15 protein-coding genes are annotated in these 20,134 nt (G+C 45.5%); all 15 read right to left on the bottom strand.

What is annotated here, in order from left to right; genetic code table 11:
- Positions 1-15: 15 nt before the first annotated feature.
- A complete protein-coding gene (locus BR63_RS17860; protein ID WP_034423534.1) occupies positions 16-3,192 on the bottom strand; it encodes an AAA family ATPase in 3,177 nt (1,058 codons plus the stop codon).
- On the bottom strand, positions 3,173-4,453 hold the full coding sequence (locus tag BR63_RS17855) for an exonuclease SbcCD subunit D (RefSeq protein WP_034423536.1): 1,281 nt from the start codon (positions 4,451-4,453) through the stop codon (positions 3,173-3,175). Before BR63_RS17855 ends, BR63_RS17860 begins: the two co-directional genes overlap by 20 nt.
- 186 nt (positions 4,454-4,639) lie before the next feature.
- Positions 4,640-6,103, bottom strand: coding sequence for a 4-hydroxyphenylacetate 3-hydroxylase N-terminal domain-containing protein (locus tag BR63_RS17850; RefSeq protein ID WP_034423538.1), 1,464 nt, complete (start codon positions 6,101-6,103; stop codon positions 4,640-4,642).
- A 190-nt stretch (positions 6,104-6,293) separates the two neighbouring features.
- Entirely contained in the window at positions 6,294-7,778 is a 1,485-nt protein-coding gene (locus BR63_RS17845; RefSeq protein ID WP_051965943.1) for a sigma-54 interaction domain-containing protein, read from the bottom strand.
- A gap of 65 nt (positions 7,779-7,843) precedes the next feature.
- The gene (locus tag BR63_RS17840) at positions 7,844-8,431 is read right to left on the bottom strand and encodes a CBS domain-containing protein (protein ID WP_051965944.1); all 588 of its coding nucleotides are present in this window, start codon (positions 8,429-8,431) and stop codon (positions 7,844-7,846) included.
- Between the two features lie 77 nt (positions 8,432-8,508).
- Positions 8,509-10,428 (bottom strand): aldehyde ferredoxin oxidoreductase family protein, encoded by a 1,920-nt coding sequence (locus BR63_RS17835; RefSeq protein ID WP_034423540.1) that lies wholly within the window; start codon positions 10,426-10,428, stop codon positions 8,509-8,511.
- The gene (locus tag BR63_RS17830) at positions 10,429-10,722 is read right to left on the bottom strand and encodes a 4Fe-4S dicluster domain-containing protein (RefSeq protein ID WP_051965945.1); all 294 of its coding nucleotides are present in this window, start codon (positions 10,720-10,722) and stop codon (positions 10,429-10,431) included.
- A 59-nt stretch (positions 10,723-10,781) separates the two neighbouring features.
- Positions 10,782-12,155 (bottom strand): solute carrier family 23 protein, encoded by a 1,374-nt coding sequence (locus BR63_RS17825; protein ID WP_051965948.1) that lies wholly within the window; start codon positions 12,153-12,155, stop codon positions 10,782-10,784.
- Positions 12,156-12,401: 246 nt separating this feature from the next.
- On the bottom strand, positions 12,402-13,706 hold the full coding sequence (locus BR63_RS17820) for an acetyl-CoA hydrolase/transferase family protein (RefSeq protein ID WP_034423542.1): 1,305 nt from the start codon (positions 13,704-13,706) through the stop codon (positions 12,402-12,404).
- Positions 13,707-13,963: 257 nt separating this feature from the next.
- Positions 13,964-15,421, bottom strand: coding sequence for a sigma-54 interaction domain-containing protein (locus BR63_RS17815; protein WP_051965951.1), 1,458 nt, complete (start codon positions 15,419-15,421; stop codon positions 13,964-13,966).
- A 15-nt stretch (positions 15,422-15,436) separates the two neighbouring features.
- Positions 15,437-16,426: an electron transfer flavoprotein subunit alpha/FixB family protein gene (locus BR63_RS17810; protein WP_034423544.1), complete on the bottom strand. Its 990-nt coding sequence runs from the start codon at positions 16,424-16,426 to the stop codon at positions 15,437-15,439.
- Between the two features lie 28 nt (positions 16,427-16,454).
- Positions 16,455-17,210, bottom strand: a complete 756-nt coding sequence (locus BR63_RS17805; protein ID WP_034423546.1) for an electron transfer flavoprotein subunit beta/FixA family protein — start codon at positions 17,208-17,210, stop codon at positions 16,455-16,457.
- Between the two features lie 36 nt (positions 17,211-17,246).
- Positions 17,247-18,095, bottom strand: a complete 849-nt coding sequence (locus BR63_RS17800) for a methyl-accepting chemotaxis protein (RefSeq protein ID WP_034423548.1) — start codon at positions 18,093-18,095, stop codon at positions 17,247-17,249.
- A gap of 13 nt (positions 18,096-18,108) precedes the next feature.
- A complete protein-coding gene (locus BR63_RS17795) occupies positions 18,109-19,293 on the bottom strand; it encodes a M24 family metallopeptidase (protein WP_034423550.1) in 1,185 nt (394 codons plus the stop codon).
- Between the two features lie 58 nt (positions 19,294-19,351).
- Complete coding sequence (locus BR63_RS17790; protein ID WP_034423552.1) at positions 19,352-20,134, bottom strand: short-chain-enoyl-CoA hydratase; 783 nt, start codon at positions 20,132-20,134, stop codon at positions 19,352-19,354.

Raw genomic sequence — 20,134 nt, 5'->3', positions numbered from 1 at the left:
ACCGCAGCATAATCTCTAATTTATTTTTACCACTACACGGCTGCCCGTCCCATCCTGCTTAGCCGGTATAACTTCCAGGTAACGCGGCATTCTGCTTTTCAACTCCGGCACATGAGTAATAACCCCCACCATCCGCTGGGCATCGTGGAGTTTTTCCAAAGCGCCCATTACCAACTCCAATTTTTCCGGATCTAAAGTACCAAATCCCTCGTCGAGAAAGAAGAAGCCCAGGGGGTATTTGCCCTTAAGTTGGATTTTAGACGACAAAGCCAGAGCCAGGGAAAGAGAGGTTAAGAACGTTTCTCCCCCGGACAGGGTGTTCACCGGACGGCGCTGGCCGCCGCTGTAATCGTCCCGCATGACAAATCCGCAGCCCTCGTCTAATTCCAGGGCAAAGCGCTGCCCGGTTAAAGTTCCTAATCTTATGGAAGCCTCGCCGGCCATGTCCCTGAGATGCTCTGCAGCCAGGAACTGCACAAAACGCCGTCCTTTGAGGAGGTTTAAAAGCCTTCCTACCAGTTCTTTGCGTCCTGTAAACTTTTGATTTAGTGTCTCAAGTTCCTGCAAAGTGATTTGTTTTGCCTGCAAATCCTCCAGTTCTTTCTGAAGAGCGCCTTCCTGCCTCATATCCTCGTTATATTCCCGGTTCACTTTATGCAATAACTCCTTTTGCTCCGCCATCTCCTGTAAATTAAAGGGCTGGTGGATTATTTTGGCCTCTAATCCCAGGAGTGTCTGTTCCACATGGTTGAGGTTCTTCTCGTACTCCTGGATTCGCTGGCTTATTTGGGCTCTAGCGCTGGAATCCAGTAAGGCCTCCTTAATTTCCTCCAAAGTCTTAAATCCTTCCCTCGCGGCAGTATCGCTCAAGTCAGCGCGAATTTTCGCAAGGTGCTCACGGGTCTTTAAGAGGGAAACTTTACTTTCCGCTAAAGCTTCAGCAGTTTCCTGCTTTCTTTTAGCCGCTTCCTGCCACTCTTTTTCAGCTTCACTTAATTCCTGTTCTAGCTGACCCATTCTTTTTCTAACTTTCCCTGCAAATTCTGCCAGGTCTAGTCCGCCCAGTAACTCCCGGAGTCTATGCTCCAGTTCCGTTAACGAATTTTCCAGTGCCTGCACATTTTTTTCCAGGTTAACCTTATCTGCTTTTAACGTGATTAGTTTTGCTCTTAATTCGTCCATATCCTTTTCTACAGTTATTTTCTGCTGTTCTAAATTTCCTTTTTGCTCAGTAAGGACCTTTAACTGGCCGTCCGCCTTCACCAGATGCTCTTTAAGCATTCTCACCATGTCCCTTTCCGGTTTGTGGAGAGCAGCGGGTAAGATGTCTCTAACTGTATTCTTAAGATTTACCGTTTCTTCTATAAATCTATGGCGGAGCAAGTTGGCAGCTTTCACCCTGGCCTCATAATTGGGCAGGTGTAGGGATTGCACATCATCTTGCAGGTGCTGGAATTTATTAAACTTTATGTTTACTTTTTCAGTCCAGGGCCGGAGTTTTTCTAACTCCTCTTTTAATTTTAGGACCACTTGTTTAGCCCTTCCTAATTCCTCACTGCTTACCCCTTTTCCGGCAGGCTTAGGATGGTGGGCAGATCCACAAACAGGACAAGGTTCATTTTCTGTAAGTTTTTCGGCCAGTACCTGGGCCATATTTTCATAAACCAAATGGTCGTACAGTTCTTCTGCTTTTAGCTGCTCGGTACTGACCTTCCCGAGAAGCGCAGGCAACATCTCCATAAACTGACTGATAGAGACTTTCAAGGGATCTACATTAAAATATTCTCTTTTTTCGGCCAGTATTAATTTAAGCTCCTCTTCCTCTCTTTTAAGGACTTTTTCTCTTTCCTCCAGAAAAGAAGAAGCCTCTCTTTCCAGTTTTTCAGCATTCTCCAGTTCAGATAAAAGGCTTAAGACTCTGTCTATCTCCTCCCGGCAGGCCAGGACTTGAAAAAGATCTTTCAGTCCCTGCTCATATCCCTTGAGCTTGGTTTCCAACTGTTCCAACATTGCTTTTTTCTGCAAGCCTAAAGCTGTGGTTTTCTCAATCTCAATTTGCGTGGCCTTAAGAGCGTTCCTGATATTATTGAGTTCCGCCTGCAGTGTCAAGACCTGTTTTTCATATTCCCCGGCGACATTGATTTTAGGAAGATCTTCTTCTTTTAGGTGATTAAGTTCCGCTTGGCCCTCCCGGGCTTTGTTCAGTCTTTCCTGAGCCTCTATGAATATTTCTTCCGCAGCACGGTCTTTACCAGTCCTTTCAGCCAGAATTTTTGCTTCTGCCTGTTCCCGCATGAATAGGTCTTCCAACTGGTTGAAAAGACTACGCAGGGGTTCGGCTTTTTGCGCCCTTTCCAGGGTAACTTTATCCCCGGCAATTTGGGGCTTCATCCCCTCCAATCTTTCTCTTTCTTTAGCCAGCACGGCAATTTCCTCGTAGATCCTGGCTAACTGTTCAAGTTCTTTCAATTTGTTCTCGAGCTCTTTTTTAAGGGCCTCTTTTTTCTTTATTTCCTCTTTTTTAGCCTGAAGCTCTTCCCGGATTTTCTGAATAACCTCATCGGAAACATCCCCCAACTGGGTCATCAGTTTTACGTTCGTATGGATTTCCTGCTGGAGCTGGGCTTCCAGGTTTTTGGCCCGTAGGAGAAGTTCTTCTCCAAATTCCTCCAGGCAAAAGATTTTTTCCAGCATCTTGGCCCGTTCCCCTTCCGTAAGCTTGAGGAACTGATCAAACTTATTTTGGGGGAGAATGACGGCCCTGGTAAAATCCTTGAAGGTCATACCCAGGAGTCTTTCTATGGTTTCAGTAACATCCGTGGCTTTGTCAGCCAGGACTTCCACAGTGCTGCCCGTTTTCACCAGGCGGGCACCTTTATTAAGTACCGACTCATCATCATGTTTATTTCTTACATAAGAGCGCTCCACCAGATACGTTTCCTGTCCCAGCAAAAATTCAAAGGAGACAAAAAGTCTCTCGGCAAAGTGGTTCATAATCCCTTTGGTCCCACCCACCGCCCTTTCCACATTGCCAAAGAGCGCTAAGGTGACGGCATCCAGAATCGTCGATTTGCCACTGCCCGTGGGACCAAAGATACCAAAAAGCCCCAGGGAACCCAGTTCGACAAAATTGATCTCCTGTTCTTCCCGATAGCTTTGGAGCCCTGAGAACTTAAGACGGATTGGTTTCATCACCTTCACCTCCACCGGCCAGTTCTAAAAAGAGAGTCACCAGTTCATCGTCAGGGGCGTTACCCGTTTCCCTGGCTACAAACATGCGGAACTTCTCCTCCAGGGACAATTGGGAAAGCCGCTCTCCTTCTTCGCGATTTGAGCTCCCCGGCAAAATGACCCTGCGAAAAATAATGCCGGGATGGGCTTTGTTCAGCTGGTCCAGTTCCACCCCCGAGAGGGGCTCTGGAGACTCTATCTCCAGGTAAACCCAAGCCTCTTTGTTCTCTGGAGCCGCACACCATTCATAAGCCTCCTGGTAGGATTTAAATCTTTTTAACAACATGGGCTTTCCGCTGGTGAGTTTCCGCGACCATATCTTAACATCCTGCCCCGGGGTAACTTCTACGACCACCACCTCTTTCTGCTGGTCAGTTTCTGAAAAACTGTAACAGAGTGGTGAACCTGAGTAACGACAGGGCACAGGACTGCCCCCCACCCTCTGGGGCCGGTGCAGGTGTCCCAAAGCAACATAATGGGCGTTGGCCGGCAGGGCAGCAGGTTCTACCACATAGGCCCCACCCAGCTGGATATCCCGTTCAGAATCAGAGGTATGTCCACCCAGGACATATAAGTGGCTCACCACAAGGTTAACGGTGTCCTCCCGGAAAAAAGCCGCCCCCTGAGCCAAGGCCAGGGCCACACGCTCTGAATAGGCTTTCTGCATAGCCTGCTCTTCTAAAGAATCACTTAACACCTGGTTCAGCCGCTGCTCAGAAGGATAGGGAAGGGTAACGAGAACGGCATGTTCCCGGCAGCCGGGAACGGCTATTTCCAGCCAGCCAGGCCCTCCCTGTACTATATAAGCTTGCTCTCCTGGAAAAGAAAATTGACCCGCCGCTGCCACCTCATTCAAAGCAGGGCCGGGATTGGTCTTTTGAGGCAGGTCCTCGCCCGGAAACCCCAGGAGGAAAATTCCCTGTTTAGAGGCCAGGGGCTGGGCCGCTTTCAGCCTGTCAGGACTGTCGTGATTTCCTGCAATAGCCACTACGGCACGCCTGCCATTGGCACTTAACCTTTCCAGGGCACTAAAAAATAACTGTTCCGCCCCGGCCGGGGGGTTATAAGTATCGTAAACGTCACCGGCAATTAAAACCAGGTCAATCTTCTCCTCGTCAAGGATGTCACAGAGCTCATCCAGGAATTCCACCTGCTCAGGAATACGGCTGTGACCCTCCAGGGTCCGTCCCAGGTGCCAGTCCGATGTATGTAAGATACGCATAAAAAAACCCCTTTTATAGCTTGTTTTTCAATCCATAATTAGGATTCTTTTTCTCCCTAAGAGAATCCTGCTGGTTTAAGCCACAAAAAGAGGCAATGTTTTTTAAAGGGAAAAGTTGCCTAGAAAAGAAGGGTCCCCTCCCCGTAAAGGGTGAGAGGCCCACAGGATTTATCTATGTGATTTAGGTTATTTCTTGGGAGCAGCGGGCTCAGCTAATTCTGCCGTAATACCGGCAATCCTCTTGGCTTCTTTAGCAAATTCCTCCCAAGGCGTCATGGCTTTTACCACTAACTTGGCACCGTCGGGAGACCCGCCGCCGTGCATACAACCGGGGATACCGCCGCCAACAGTGAGCCACTCCACTAAGCGGGCGGCACGGGCGCGGGTTTCACCGTCGGTACCGGCGGCCAGGGATTCAAGAAGCTTTTTACCGTATTCGGGATGCCGGAAGTCTACATAGGGAGGCATACAACCGGTTTCGGCAATACCGCCGCTGATATCCTGGCACATTACTTTTGTTTGATAGGGCAGCCTGGCTACCTGGGTCTTATTGGTATGGGCAAGGAGCGGGTTGGGAATGAATGTCCCGGATTCAGTCTTCTTGCCTTTCAGCATAGCGCCCAGTCCCAGACCGTAAGTAATTTCATTGTTGATAGCCATTTCGTTGAGTTTATCCTGGAAGACTTTTTGCGACAAGCCGTTGGCACGGGCCATATTGATGGCAGCACCAATCATGACATCTCCCTGTCCGGCAACACAGGCGCCGATAGCGGCCCGGTAAATGGCGGCAAAATCGCCGATAATCTTGCCTGTGTACTTGAATTCACCGGCCAGGAAAATACGCTCATTGGGTACAAATACGTCTTCGAAGATGATAAAAGCCTGGGTGATGTTGCCAACTTTAGGAGCATCCCAGCCTTCTTCCAGATCCCTTTCGTCACTGGGGCGGCGGGTTTCCACGATAGTTATGCCCTGTGCATCGCGGGGTACAGCTCCAGCTACACAGTAATCTGCATCTTCAGCGCCGAAACCGCTGGTGGGAATAAAGACGATTTCGTTACATGCCGCCACACCGCAGATTTGGATTTTGTAGCCGTTGATTACTACACCGTCAGAACGCCTTTCCTTGATGCGCAGGTAATGGTCGGGGTTGGGCTGCTGGGAAGGCTTCAGAGCACGGTTCCCTTTAGCATCTGTAATGGCACCCGACAGGGCCAGGGCGTTTTCTTCCACATGCAGCATATAATTTTTTAGTCTTTCATGGTAGTTGGTGCCGTTTTCCTTGTCACACTTATAGGTCGCATCCCAAAGGGCAGTGAGGATCGTCCAGCCGGCACAAGTAGCCCCCTGACAAGTACCGGACCAGCGGTACTGGTCACGTTTCATTTCAGAATTACCAACAAGATCTTCCACGCTGGTCATCAGAGTATTCCAGCGGTGGGCTTTTTTGCCCGTTAAGAAAGAAGTAGTTGTATAAATGGGAGCTTTTTTCTCGTCAAAGGCCATATCATAGGAATGAGCAACAGATTCAACGTGGAGTCTTGTAGCGGGATGGGAAGTTACATCCTCAATAAGTTCACCAAACTTGTAGATGTTGGGTCTCATTTTTCTGAGGCTTTCTTTGTACTGTTCACCTGTTTTTAAGGTCATACTAAATTTCCTCCTTACTAATAATTAAAATATAATTGTATTTACTCTACTGATTATCAATGCAATTTATATGCCAACTCCAGACAAACTTCAAAGTCTCATTCCCACAGGTTTTTTTGTGAGAACAAAATTAAAACTGATGCGTGTTCGCATCAGTTTGGCTGTTCTTGTATTCTTTTTACTAATTTTATTATATTCTTATCTGATGCACCCAGACTTCATTTTGATTCTCCTGTGCATCTTCTCGACAGATATTATAATATTTTATTTTTCTGACGATGGTTGATTGGTTTACCTCAAGAAGCTGGGCAACCTTGCGGGTCGTCCTGTGTTCTTTTAGGGCGTGTTCAATTAACTGGGCTTCCACATCCTCAATTGCTGTTTTTAAAGGTACTATCCCATTTACTGTTATAGCTTTAGACTTAGCTCTGTTTTCCTGTAAAAACTCAGGCAGGTGCATTACTTGAACATGGGGTTCATTGACCAGGACCACTAAGCGTTCTACGAGATTCTCAAGTTCCCGTACGTTCCCGGGCCAATCGTACTGCAGGAGTCTTTCCACAACAGGTCCGGTGAGCTTTTTGTCCAAACCGTATTTTTCATTGAACTTTTTCAACACCTTAAATAAAAGGGGAACAATATCCTCCCGGCGCTGCCGCAAAGGAGGGATATTGATATTGACTACATTCAAGCGATAGAACAGGTCCTCGCGGAACGTCCCTTTTCTTACCATAGACGCCAAATCTTTATTAGTAGCTGCAATTATGCGGACATCCACAGGTATAGCCTTTAAACCACCTACCCTGATAATTTCCTTCTCTTGAATAGCCCTTAACAACTTTACCTGCAGGTTTAAAGGCAGTTCTCCAATCTCGTCCAAAAAGAGTGTTCCCTCTGAGGCCAATTCAAACATACCGGGTTTTCCTTCTTTTTTCGCCCCGGTAAAAGCACCTCCTTCATAACCAAAGAGTTCAGACTCCAGGAGGTTTTCCGGAATTGCGCCACAGTTAATTTTTATTAGGGGCTTGTTTTTTCTTTTACTTAAAAGATGTATCTTTTTCGCGATAACCTCTTTCCCTACCCCTGATTCTCCGGTAATAAGAACCGTTGATTCTACTCTTGATACCCTGGCCACCAGTTCCAAAACCCTTTGCATGGCAGGACTCTGGGCAACCAGGTCATCCATTTGTAATTGTTGTATCTGCATCTCCTGAAGTTCTGAAGCATAATGCCTTATGTCATCCAGTTGTTTCTTTAGATTTTCAAGTTCGGTAATATCACGAACGTTTACTACCACCTGCTCGATCTCACCCTTCTCATCGAATACCGGAGTGCTGGTGGCCATAATTTTTTGGCTGGCTTTGGGCCCTGAAGTCATTTCCAGCATAACCGTACATGTCTTTTTTGTTTCCAGAGCCTTCGTAGCAGCCGATTTGTTGTAAAGTCCCTCAGCTACCAGGTTATAGGCGCTTTTGCCGACAACATACTCACGGGAAACACCGCAGATACGTTCCCAGGCTGTATTTACATTAGTAACAATCCCATTTTTATCACAGATATATAAACCGTCATAGGAAGATTCAATAATGGCATTAAGTTTGCGGACAAGAGCCTTATGTTTATTTAATTCCTCTATGACAGACTCCAGGGTGGATATATCGAGGAATACACCCATAGCACCCACAACCTGCCCATTATAGACGAGAGGCGAGCGGTTGGAAAGAATTGTCTTCCCATTTATTACGATCTTAACGCCAATGGAAACGCTTCCCTTTGCCAGTGTCTCGATGAGGCCCCGTTAGCCGGGTCCAGCTCCGAAATATGTTTACCCAGGTACTGCTTTGCCTCACGTTCTAAAATTCTTTCTGCCGCAGGATTAAAAACAAATATTTTCCCTTCCGTGTCTATGGCAATAATGCCGTTATACGAAGAAGCCACTACCTGGCTGTATTTTTCTGCCGTTGTTTTATACCACATTAAGGCAGAGTCGATCAGGTCTGTTTTCGTAATCAACCCTACTAACATCTTACTGTCGTTCACAACGGGTATTATATCAAAATGGTCCTGTTCAAGCACTTGGAATACTTTATCATTTTCTTTCACAGGCTCATTAGGAAGGCAGAGTTGATTGATGGACGATTCATACGAAAGCTTCTCTAAGTGAGCAAAAATATCCTGAGCCTTTATAATTCCCACATATTTCCCTTCCCCGTCCATAACGGGTAAGGCAGAAAATGAGTACTGGGAAAACACCTGTATTATTTGCCTAAAAGAAAGATTCAAGCTAAGGAATGGACCTTTCAGTATGTTCAAATCTGATATTCTCATCCCATTTACCTCCGTTGCAAGCTGTATAGAAATATTCCACAACAATCTAAATATTCCTTCTCTTGCGACAAAATGGACTACACAGATATCTCCAGTTCCCGTAATTTCTCTTTTGTGGGAATACCCGCGTCCCGGTCCCAGCCACGGGCCTCATAGTACTCTTCCAATGTTTCTTTAACCTTAGCAGGATCAAGGATTCTTCCCCGGCTAGGGCCATCGGGGAGCATCTCTTGATAAAACCGCTGGGGATAAACACTGTCCTCTTTTTTCTCTCCTTCACGCAGGTTAAAAAGTTTTTGGAGATTCCAAACCCTTTCCCCTGCTCTCATTAGTTCTTCCCCTGTTATTTCTATTCCGGTAAGGGAGGAATAAAGCTCAGCAAGGAGAGTAGGCCCAACGGCCTGAAGCACTGGAGGCCGAATACACATGCCAAGGGTATTGTATAAGGAAATCAGATCCTCCGCCCACTTGGACATCTTAGGAATATTCACATCTTTTGATTCGGGATGGAATATTTCCTCCTTAATTTTCTGGGGCATATCCAGGTACTCATATAGCTCATCGGGAAAGCCAAACGCTTCCCAATTATATTCGAGAGGATTCTTATTATATCTTAAATTTTCCACAGGATTCCGGTTGCGCAGGTGGTCCCCGCCCCTGATATTGGTAATATTTCCAAAAGTCCATGTGGACCAGCGGCCCCGGGGATCGGCCATAGGTATTTCTAATCCCTTGATTTGCATGGCATAATAGGATGCTCCCGGTATTTTCTCTCCGGCTCTTTTTGTGCCCTCCGCTAAAATGTCGCCTATACCTTCCCGCCTAACAATTAAATCAATCAACCGGAAAAGGGCAGCCTCATTGCCCCATTCCAGCTTAAAACCAATCTCTTTTTCTGATAAGATGCCTCTTTGGTATAACTCCATGGCAAAAGCCACCGTGCCGGCAGTGGAAACCAGATCAATTCCGTATCGCTGGCATATTTCGGTAATTTTAGCCACAGCAGGAATGTTATTAATATCACACCCTGCCGCAAAGCCAATTAAAGGCGTTACTTCCATATCCTTTACCTGCAGGCCCGCATAAGGTCCTTCTTTTACCTCAACCCAGTGAGCGCAGGCTATAGGACAGGCTATACAGGCAATTCCCCGTTTACTGTATTTGGGTACCAGATTACGGCTGCGGGTCTCCAGCCAGCCCTTTAAAACCCCTGTTTGGAAATTTCGGCCGGGAAGTGCACCAAATTCATAATAGGGGATGGTTGCCAGCATGGTACCAAACTTACTGAAAGGACCGTAAAAGGGAGATTTATAAATAGCCTCACGGCATTTTTCCACGGCTTTCTGATATTTCTTTTTATCATGAACGCGAAGAGGTTTATTGCCCCGTACGGCAATAGCTTTTAAATTTTTTGAGCCCATTACAGCTCCCAGTCCTGTCCGGCCCCAGGCGTCATAGGGACCGTTCTGGATACTGGCAAAACGACATAATTTTTCTCCACCAGGCCCTATAGCTGCAACCTGAATCTCCTCATCCAAAAACTTTTGCCTGATAAGGCCTAACGTATCCCAGGCATCCTTGCCCCAGAGGTGAAGAGCGGGTAAAATTTCTACTTTATCGGTCGTTATATAGAGATAAACGGGTGTAGCAGCCCGCCCCCTGATGATAATCCCGTCGTAACCGGCATATTTCAGTTCACTTCCCCAAAAACTCCCGGAATTTGACGTACCAAACAGCTCTGTAGCCGGGGATTTGGCGGAAACTTCAGTACGGCAGGCCGTAGGAATATTTGTGCCGGTTAGTACTCCTACAGCAAAGCAAATTACGCTTTCCGGCCCCAGGGGATCTGCCCCGGGAGGCACTTGATCATAGACAATCTTTGTGGAAAATCCCACACCACTAATATATTTTTGTATCAATTCCGTCTCCAGAGGGATTTCTTTTACGTATTGCCTTGATAAATCAATATCCAGCAATTTCCCTGCATACCCGTACATTTATTTTCCTCCCTCCTGGATATCATCCAATAATTTAACAGAACGCAGACACCCGGATGGGCAGACTTCCGCACAACGATGGCACTTTAGACAGGTGGATAAAAATGTTATTTCGAATACTCCTTCTACATCATGTTTCCTAATTCTAATGTGAGACTTGGCCAGGTTAAATTCATTGTGGTACGTGATAGAGCAGGTTAAGGCACACGTAGTACAGCCCGTACATTTGCCCGGTGTTAATACCAGTTCTTTAGCCATATTTTGTACCTCCAAAAGCTTTATGAGGAAACACATTCAGGTTGCCTCCCCCCGGAAGGCAACCTGAATACAGCAAAATGCTAATTGGTATGAGTTTATTCTGCCAGGGCATTCCCTGCCGGTTTTGCAGGGGCTGCCGCCGGTTTACCATCGTTAACACCAATAACCAGGTGAAGAATAATACCTACAGCCAGCCCCCAGGCTGCTGTCTTAGTAGCTAAAAACAGGGCCATAATTCCTGCCACACCGCGCTCTTCCTTGGTTTTAACCATATCCATGGCAATATAACAGCAGGCAAATCCCTGTACCAAAAGGGTTAAGGAGAGGGCCGCCGGTAAAACCGGTTTAACCAGACTGATAATGGGCAGGAAGAATCCGGCAATAAACATAGCAATGGTAAAGGAACCGGCACCACCCCAGATAGAGTCCATAGCCTTGCGTCCATGCTTATAACGTTCAGCTATAGCGATAGTACCGCCGGCCCAGAGGGGACCGCAGAGAGGTCCGTAGGGAGCGAAAAGGCCCATAACCAGGTTACGGAAACCGGAAATGATGTTGGAACGGTTGGGGTTAAACTCGATGATCTCGTCATCGCGGACAGCGTCAGCTTCTTTGGTAACAACCTCAGCCAGCACAAAGTCTCCGAAAGCGATAATGTAAGCAGCAATAACTAAGGGTATAGCATCGATAAAGTATTTTATTCCCGGAAAACCAACAGCAAATATAGTATATTTAGAAACCAGTTCACCGAACAAACTAAGATCTATAATACCCATTTGAATTTTCGGAATGGGTATTTCTCCGATAATGGGACCGACAATAGCTGCCACGATAATCCCGGGAAGCATGCCATACTTGGACAACTGAGCCAGGAAAGCATTTTTTTCCTTAGCCACGGCAAACCGCCAGGAGAACAAGACCAGGAAACAGATGAGAGCACCGGTAAGAATAGTAACCTCTTGACCGGTCATACGGCCCTTGGGCTGAATAACACTAATGGTAGCAGCCAGTCCGGCGCCTAAGATAATCCCTGCCCGCATGGAAACGGGTACAAAAGAGACTATCTTTTTGGCTAATCCAGTAAAACCTAAAAAGAAAAATACGAAAGCCATTGATAATTGCAGGGCAATAATTGCCTGTATCCTATCGGGGCCAGCGGTATAACCTTTACACCAGGCAAGTACTAACGGAATAGCAGGCGTGATCCAACCTGGGAATACAGGGTCGCCAAAGGTGGGATGCAGGATGTAAAGTAAGCCGTTTAACGCCACCATAACCAGGGCCACTTCAAAAGGTACCCCCAGGATTTCCTGATGAACGGGGATAGAACCCAGGGCAACTGCTACCAGAATAAGTCCCTGTAAAGCCTCCGGCCATTCCCATTTGTAATGAATGAAGGGAAACCGAACCTTGAACAGCCCCATTGGTATATAAGGTTGTTCCTTGCCATGTTCACGGTAAATTGCCATAATTTTTCCTCCTCTTCTTGACATCTTGCGAATTTTGCACTGACCTAACCTATCCCAAATATCCTTTCTTTGTTACTAGAGACCTTATTTGTTGTAAAAATTACGGTGGTCTCTTTCTCTTAAAACCACAACCAAAATGAGTCCCCATTTGCTTCTTATAAGCTTTTATTTATCACCTCCTGGTTAATCGCGACGAATTACCGTTGCGTATTAGCCCAGATTGCACAAAACCATAAAAGTAAAATCCTAGATAACCAAATTCATTTTCCTGGCAGCAAAGGTCAATTCTTCCCTGAAATTAGGATGCGCAATAGCAATCAGCGCCTTGGCCCTTTCGCTTGCTGTTTTGCCTTTCAGTTTTGCAATACCATATTCCGTTACGATATAGTCAACATCATTTTTGGAAGTTGTCACTACAGCGCCCTCTGTAAGCATAGGCTTAATTTTACTGATGGTATTGTTTTTGGCCGTGGAATACATGGCAATAAAGGCTTTCCCACCTTTTGACCTGTTGGCGCCCCGTACAAAATCCACCTGCCCGCCAGTTCCGCTAAAGTTCTTAGGCCCTATGGATTCAGAGCAAACCTGTCCCAACAAATCAACTTCCAAACAGGCATTTATGGAAATAAAATTGTCGTTCAAACCAATAATAGTAGGTTCGTTGACATAATCAACAGGATGAAATTCTACACCCGGGTTATCATCCAGATAATCATACATTCTGCGGGAACCAAAAGCGAAAGAGGCTACGGATTTGCCTGTATTAATATTTTTCTTTTTATTGGTGACAACACCGGCTTCAATCAAATCCACCATGCTGTCAGTGAACATTTCACTGTGAATACCAAGATCTTTCTTAGACATCAGAGCTTTTCCCACAGCATTGGGGATCCCTCCGATGCCTAACTGGATGGTGGCTCCGTCTGGAATCATCTCGGCGATGCTGTTCCCCATAATAATATCTATCTCCGACAAAGGTTCGCTGGGCAGTTCAGGGAGGGGAATATGGGCTTCACAAAGGGCATCAACTTCTGAGATATGAACAAAGGCCGAACCATGAATCCGGGGCATATACTGGTTCACTTCCAGGAAAATCTTCTTGGCCCGGGACATCTGGGCTCTAGGTTCGCTGGCCGCTACGCCAAAACTGAAATACCCGTGTTTATCCATAGGAGAAACCATGGCATAAAATACATCAGGTTCCCTGTATTCCCGCCAATACCGGGGTACCTCATGGTAAAAATTGGGCATATAGTCGGCTCTTCCTTCCTGGACTGCGGGTCTGGCCGCTCCACTGGTAAACCAGGCAACATGAGTAATCCTTCCTGCGAGTTCAGGGGATAGGTACTTCCATTTCCGGCAAGCAAGGAGCATATGATGGGTAATACCCCTTAAGTCTTCCCGCAGAGCTCTTTCGGCAAGGGTCTCTACAATGGCTGCAGGCTCACCCAGAGCAGAAGGACAGCAGCAAACATCCCCCGACTTGATTTTTTTTACAATCTCCTCCGCCGAAGTTAATTTTTGCTTATACATTTCTTGCCATTTACTCATAGAAATGCTCCTTTCTGAATGTTTTATCTATTCTGTATAATAAATGCTACAAATATATAGAGATGCAACTTTTGTGCCAGACCAAACAAAATTCCCAAGACCCCGGACCATGGCTTAACCCGCTTCCTGAGTGCTTCTGATTTTCATTTTCCATATTTTTTAAAAAACAAAACGGGCAGCATTGATGCATATGAACATCATCATAAGCACTATAGACTTGCTAATCTAAGTTTTTTTTGTATCAACAATAGATGCGCTCAAGCACCATTAAGATGTTCCAAAGCATCATTTTTATCCATCCTATATTGTCTCATCTTCCTGACGATGGTGGACTGGTTTACACCCAATGCCTTGGCCATGGCCCGGGTCGAACCGTATTTTTCGAGAGCCATAGCGAGCATTTGGTATTCCACTTCTTCAACGGCTGTCTTTAAAGGCACAATAGAATCAAAGGTGATTATTTTATTATGATGAGATTTTTCCTCCTTTAAATAATCAGGCAGATGGTCTATGCCGATAACATCTTCATTTGTAAGGACTACAAGTCTCTCCAGGGTATTTTCAATTTCTCTGATATTCCCCGGCCAATGGTATTTTAAAAACCGCTCCATTACCTGTGGAGATAGTTTTTTCCTCAGGTTGTACTTTTCGTTAATTTTGTGCAGGATGACTGGTATTAATGCTACCAGGTCTTCACGACGTTCCCTTAAAGGAGGGATCTCAATATTTACTACATTAAGCCGGTAAAATAAATCTTGACGGAAGGTGCCCTTTTTCAGCATGGCTGTCAAATCCTTATTTGTAGCTGCAATTATGCGAGTATCCACCTGAATGGGTTTTATTCCTCCCACCCGGGTGATTTCTCTTTCCTGCAATACCCTTAATAACTTCACCTGCAAGTTTAGGGGTAAGTCCCCTATCTCATCTAAAAAGAGGGTACCACCGGAAGCAAGTTCAATCATGCCAGGTTTTCCTTCCCGCCTTGCACCGCTAAACGCGCCTGCCTCATAGCCAAATAATTCCGACTCCAAGAGATTCTCGGGTATGGCACCACAGTTGATTTTAATGAGAGAGTTGTTTTTCCTGTTACTTAAAAGGTGGATTTTCCTGGCAATAATCTCTTTACCCACCCCTGATTCCCCGGTAATAAGTACTGTAGAATCAACCCGGGAAACACGGACAACCAGCTCAGCAATCCTCTGCATTGAAGGGCTCTTCACCACAATATCATCAATTTTTTGTTGCTGAAGGCGTATTTCTTCCAATTCGTCGGCATAACGCCTGGTTAGTTGCATGGTTTCATTGAGCTGGGCCTTAAGGTTTTCTAAATCCGTAATATCCCTTACATTAACAACAACCTGTACAAGCTCACCTTTTTCGTCCAGGATAGGGGTTCCAGTAGCCATGATAACCTGTCCTTTTTTAGGCCCCGAAGTGATCTTTAACATGGTAGTGGATGTTTTTTTGCTTTCTATGGTTAATAATGCGGCAGAATTATCATAATAACCCTCCTCCACCAGTTCTTTCACGTTTTTTCCTATTACTGCCTGCCTGGGAAAACCGGATATTTTTTCCCAGGCACTATTAACCCTGACCACACGCCCATCCTTGTCACATATATACAAACCGTCATAAGAAGCTTCAAATATGGAGTTAAGCTCTTGAGCCATTATTTTATTCAGGTCAGAGTCGGAGGTTCTCCTGTCCTCATACATAGTGTCACACTCTTTTTACACGTCTTTTTTTAGTACTTTCTTCAGTTCTCTTGTCAGCAGAGGTACTATTTCAAAAAGATCGCCCACAATACCATAATCGGCTATCTTAAATATGGGAGCATCCGGGTCTTTATTGATAGCCACAATGACCTGGGATGTGGACATCCCTGCTAAGTGTTGAATAGCTCCCGAAATCCCACAAGCAATATAAAGTTTAGGGGATACCGTTTTCCCTGTTTGCCCAACCTGAGCGGAATGGTGGCGCAGCCCGGCATCAACTGCCCCTCTTGAGGCACCAACTGCTCCATCTAAAACCTGGGCTAACTCTTCCAAGATTAGGAAATCATCAACTTTCTTTAAACCTCTTCCCCCGGAAACAATAATTTCAGCTTCGTTTAAGTTTTTTTCCACTTTGCTTTTCTCTACAATCTTTTTAACCACATAAAGCAGATTGTCGGGTAAATCAAAATTTAGGTCTGTTATACGGGGCTTTTGATAACTCACAGAGTGTTTCCCCAGAGTGTTAGGTCGAACGGTTACGAAGGTGAGTTTGTTATTAAACTCAATATTTTCGAAAACCTTACCGCCATAAATAGGCCTGACAAAACTTATACCATTAGAAGTAAAATTAATGCTAATAACATCGCTAACCATAGGTGCAGTAAAATCCTGGGCCAGCCGGGGGGCCAGGTCTTTTCCTATAGCTGTATTTCCGAACATAACAAGCTGGGGTGCCTCTTCCCTGATAATATTAGCCAATATGTGGCAGGCAAGCTGGGGATTGTGTACTTTGAGTTTCTCATTGTTCACTGTAATTATGTCATGCACACCCCAGTGACCTATCTGTTGATACATACCTTCCGAAATTTTTTCCCCATACAATACAGCTTTTACAGAAAATCCTTTTGCTCTGGCCTGGTTGCTGGAAAAACTTAACATTTCTTCCACTACACTTTTTAGCTGACCATTTGCCTGTTCCGCGATAACCAGGATATTTTTTATCATGTTCTAATACACCTTCTGAATTTGAAAATTATAGTACCTTGTCTTCCTGTAATTTCTGTACTAACTGGAACACAGCTTGCTGGGGATCAGAATTGTCAAATAACAAGGCAGCTTTTCTTTTCCGCGGAATCTGGTAGGTAATAACTGAATCGTGTTTATTTTCCACTTCCGGGAAAATTATCTGAATCTTTTTCTTTCTAGCCTGCAAGATATTTTGCACCGTGGGATAACGAGGCACGTTAATACCTTTTTGCACAGCTATAACGGCTGGCAATTCGACCTCCACAATTTCCTGTACGCCATCTGCCTCACGTTCACAAAGGATTTTTCTCTGCTTTATGTTTATATTTAATTTTGTTACCACATTTACCAGGGGAAGCCCTAACAAAGTGCTTAGCCGGCCAGGCACTTGGGCATTATTGTCATCTATGGCAATCCAGCCCGCCAGGATTAGGTCGAAATCAGGATCTTTCTGTTTGATTGTTTCCGCCAGCAGTTCTGTAACCGTCTGGCTGTCTTTCGCACCCGCTGTGATTAACATAGCCCTGTCAGCCCCCATGGCCAGGGCATTTTTTAAAGTTGCGGCCCCATCCTTCCTGCCCACGGTATAAAGGATAACCTCCCCTCCCATATCTTCTTTAATTTTTACTGCCTCTTCCAAAGCATATTCATCATAAGGGTTAACAATATAGCTAACCTGTGTATCATCTATTTTCCCAGCGGGTGTTAAAACAACTTTAAAATCGGTAGCAAAAGTTTCTTTAAGCAATACAAGGATTTTCATACGACATTACCCCTTCTTGCCAGGCTATTTTTAATACTAGTTGTTTTCGTCACTTTCCAGTGATTCCGCCAGTTTGTTAAGGCCCTCGGACATGGCGGCAAGCTGCTCAACCGCACCTGCTACACTGGTAATAGCCGAAGCAATCTGGGAAATAACGTCATCCACATGACTTATTTGTTCGTATACGTGGTCACTATCGTATTGTATTGACTTAACCACTGATTCTATTTTTTTTATGGATTCACTGCTGTTGGAGGCCAGTTTTCTTATTTCTTCCGCTACTACTCCAAAGCCCCGTCCCTGATCACCAACCCGCGCCGCCTCAATAGCCGCATTAAGGTCTAATAAATTGGTTTGCTTGGCGATAGTTTTTATAAATCCAAGCACTTGATCAGTCTCCTGAATCCGCATTTTCAGTTGTTCAGCCAAGTGGGACAGGGTCTGGCAAACAGATGCTATTTCTTCGGTCTGAGCAGAAATCTCCTGGGTTGTACTAGCCAATACACTCGCATTTTCATACAACTTATCCGATATTTCCCTGCACTCATCAAACTTATCCAAAGGCTCAGTAATGGCAATACCTCCAATTACCTCTTTAAAACCGTTATAGATGGGTAGTGCCACTACCAGATAGGGCCGGCCATATACGGCTTTATCAATACGGACAAAAATCCTGCGTTTTTCAGTCATAGCACGGTGAACACCACTTCCGGCTTTAACTGGGTCACCGGGTTTAGCCCCCAGGTCCAGTTTTTTCCCCGGTACATAAAGCAGGCACTTTTCCCTGTCGAAGAGCCCAACACCTATATCAATGGGCATCATTTCATTCAAGAGGGGTACAAATTCCAAATATCTTTGTAGAATATCCTTATCTTCCTCTCTCATCAAATAGGCCTCCCTAACAATACTGGATTCCTTCATCAAAACTTGTTAAGTGCTCCAGTCCCTGTTTGCCCACTACAAATGTATTTTCAATCCCTACAGCACCTTTTGGAAAGACAAATTTGGGTTCAATGGCTATCACCATTCCCTCAACCAGCTGTGTTGCAATCCCCGGTGCTATGACAGGCAATTCGTCAACCTCCAAACCAACCCCATGCCCGATAAAGGATACAGGTCTATGCATGCCCATAAAATGGTCAATCAAGCCATATTTACGTACTTTTTCCCGTGCTTTCTGAAAAAGTTCCTCACATTTTATCCCTGGTTTTCCCAGATCTTTTAACAATTCTTGTATCTCCACTGCCACATGGTAAGCTCTCTCCATATATCCGGGAAGCCGTCCTACACAAAAGGTACGTGTCATATCCGTCATGTATCCGCCTACCCATGCTTCATAATCAACGATAACAGATTCATCACGTCCGATTATCCGGTTACAAGGTCCATAGGGAAAGGCAGTTGTGGCCCCGGATCCGCCCAGGGGCCCGTTGGCATAGCTCGGCACACCTCCCCCCGGCCCAGATAACAACAGGACGGGAACCAGGTCCTGATTAAATCCCCTGGTGCGTATAAACCCGGGATGGCCTTTTTCCCGGGAAAGCTTCTCAATCATACCCACTATCTGGAACTCAGCCATCCCGGCCCTTAAGTTTTCACTTACAAAGGCCATTATCTCGCTTCCCATTTTTCCTGCTTCACGGATCAGTTCCAGCTCATAAGGTGATTTAATCATCCGTACGGAACGTATCAGGGGGCTGATATCAACTGCTTTAGCAGGAGAAAATAGTTTTTCATACCGCCGGTACAAATTAAAGGTTAATACATCCCCCTCAAGACCTATGGTTTTCAGAGAACCGTACCCGAATTCACTAAGTATACCTCTTAAATCCTTTGGCTGCGCTAAATCTACAATACAATCCAGGAATGACTCACTCCGTGCCCTTTCTGTACTCTTGGTAACGAATAGCACCGGTTTACCTTCTGCGGGAATAAACAGATGGGCATGCTGGATAGTCCCTGAAAAATAAAACATATCTACATTTTGTGTAATCAAGGCACACTCTACATCCTGCTCACGTAACCCTATTTGAAAACGTGTAATACGGGCATCAAGTTCTGACTTGGGGGTGTAGTACCGCATTCATTGCCTCCTATGGGAGGCCCCCGTTTCTATCAATAAAAACGGGGGTCTTTATTTGTTATTTACCTACGAAGGTTGCTTTCCGTTTTTCCACAAAGGCGGACATACCCTCTTTTTTATCTTCCGTAGAACAGGTAACACCAAAGAGAGTAGCCTCATAATCCTGACCTGCATCAAGACTCACATCCAGACCGAGGTTAACGGCTGCTTTACACAAAGCTACAGCATAGGGTGCATTCTTCATAATTTTCTGGGCCATAGTTTTAGCTGCCTGCATTAGTTCTTCGGGGGGCACAACTTTATTGACCAATCCTATACGGTATGCCTCTTGGGCGTCAAACATTTCTCCGGTAAAGAGGATTTCTTTGGCCCGTCCCTTGCCTACTAGTCTGGGCAGGCGCTGAGTCCCAGCAAAACCGGGCACAATACCCAAACCAACTTCGGGCTGGCCAAATTTAGCCTTTTCCGAGGCAATACGTATGTCACAGGCCATAGCCAGTTCGCAGCCGCCGCCTAAGGCAAAACCGTTAATTGCAGCAATTACAGGCTTCGGCATATTTTCTATTTTGTTAAATGTGGCCTGGCCTAAGAGACCAAAGGCACGACCTTCAGCACTCGTCATGTGCAGCATCTCGGTGATATCTGCCCCCGCTACAAATGCTTTTTCTGCACCGGTAATTACTACAACCTTAATGGAATCGTCCTTGGCGATTTCGTCAAGTAATTGAGAAAGCTCACTTAATGTCTCAGTGTTTAACGCGTTAAGGGCTTTCGGACGATTCATCGTTAAAATCCCTATGCCGTCCTGATTTTCAAAGAGTAAGTTTTTATATTCGCCCAT

It is taken from the genome of Thermanaerosceptrum fracticalcis (assembly GCF_000746025.2).
In the GTDB taxonomy this organism is placed as follows: Bacteria; Bacillota; Peptococcia; order DRI-13; family DRI-13; genus Thermanaerosceptrum; species Thermanaerosceptrum fracticalcis.
This window is presented reverse-complemented; position numbering and strand designations above follow the sequence as displayed.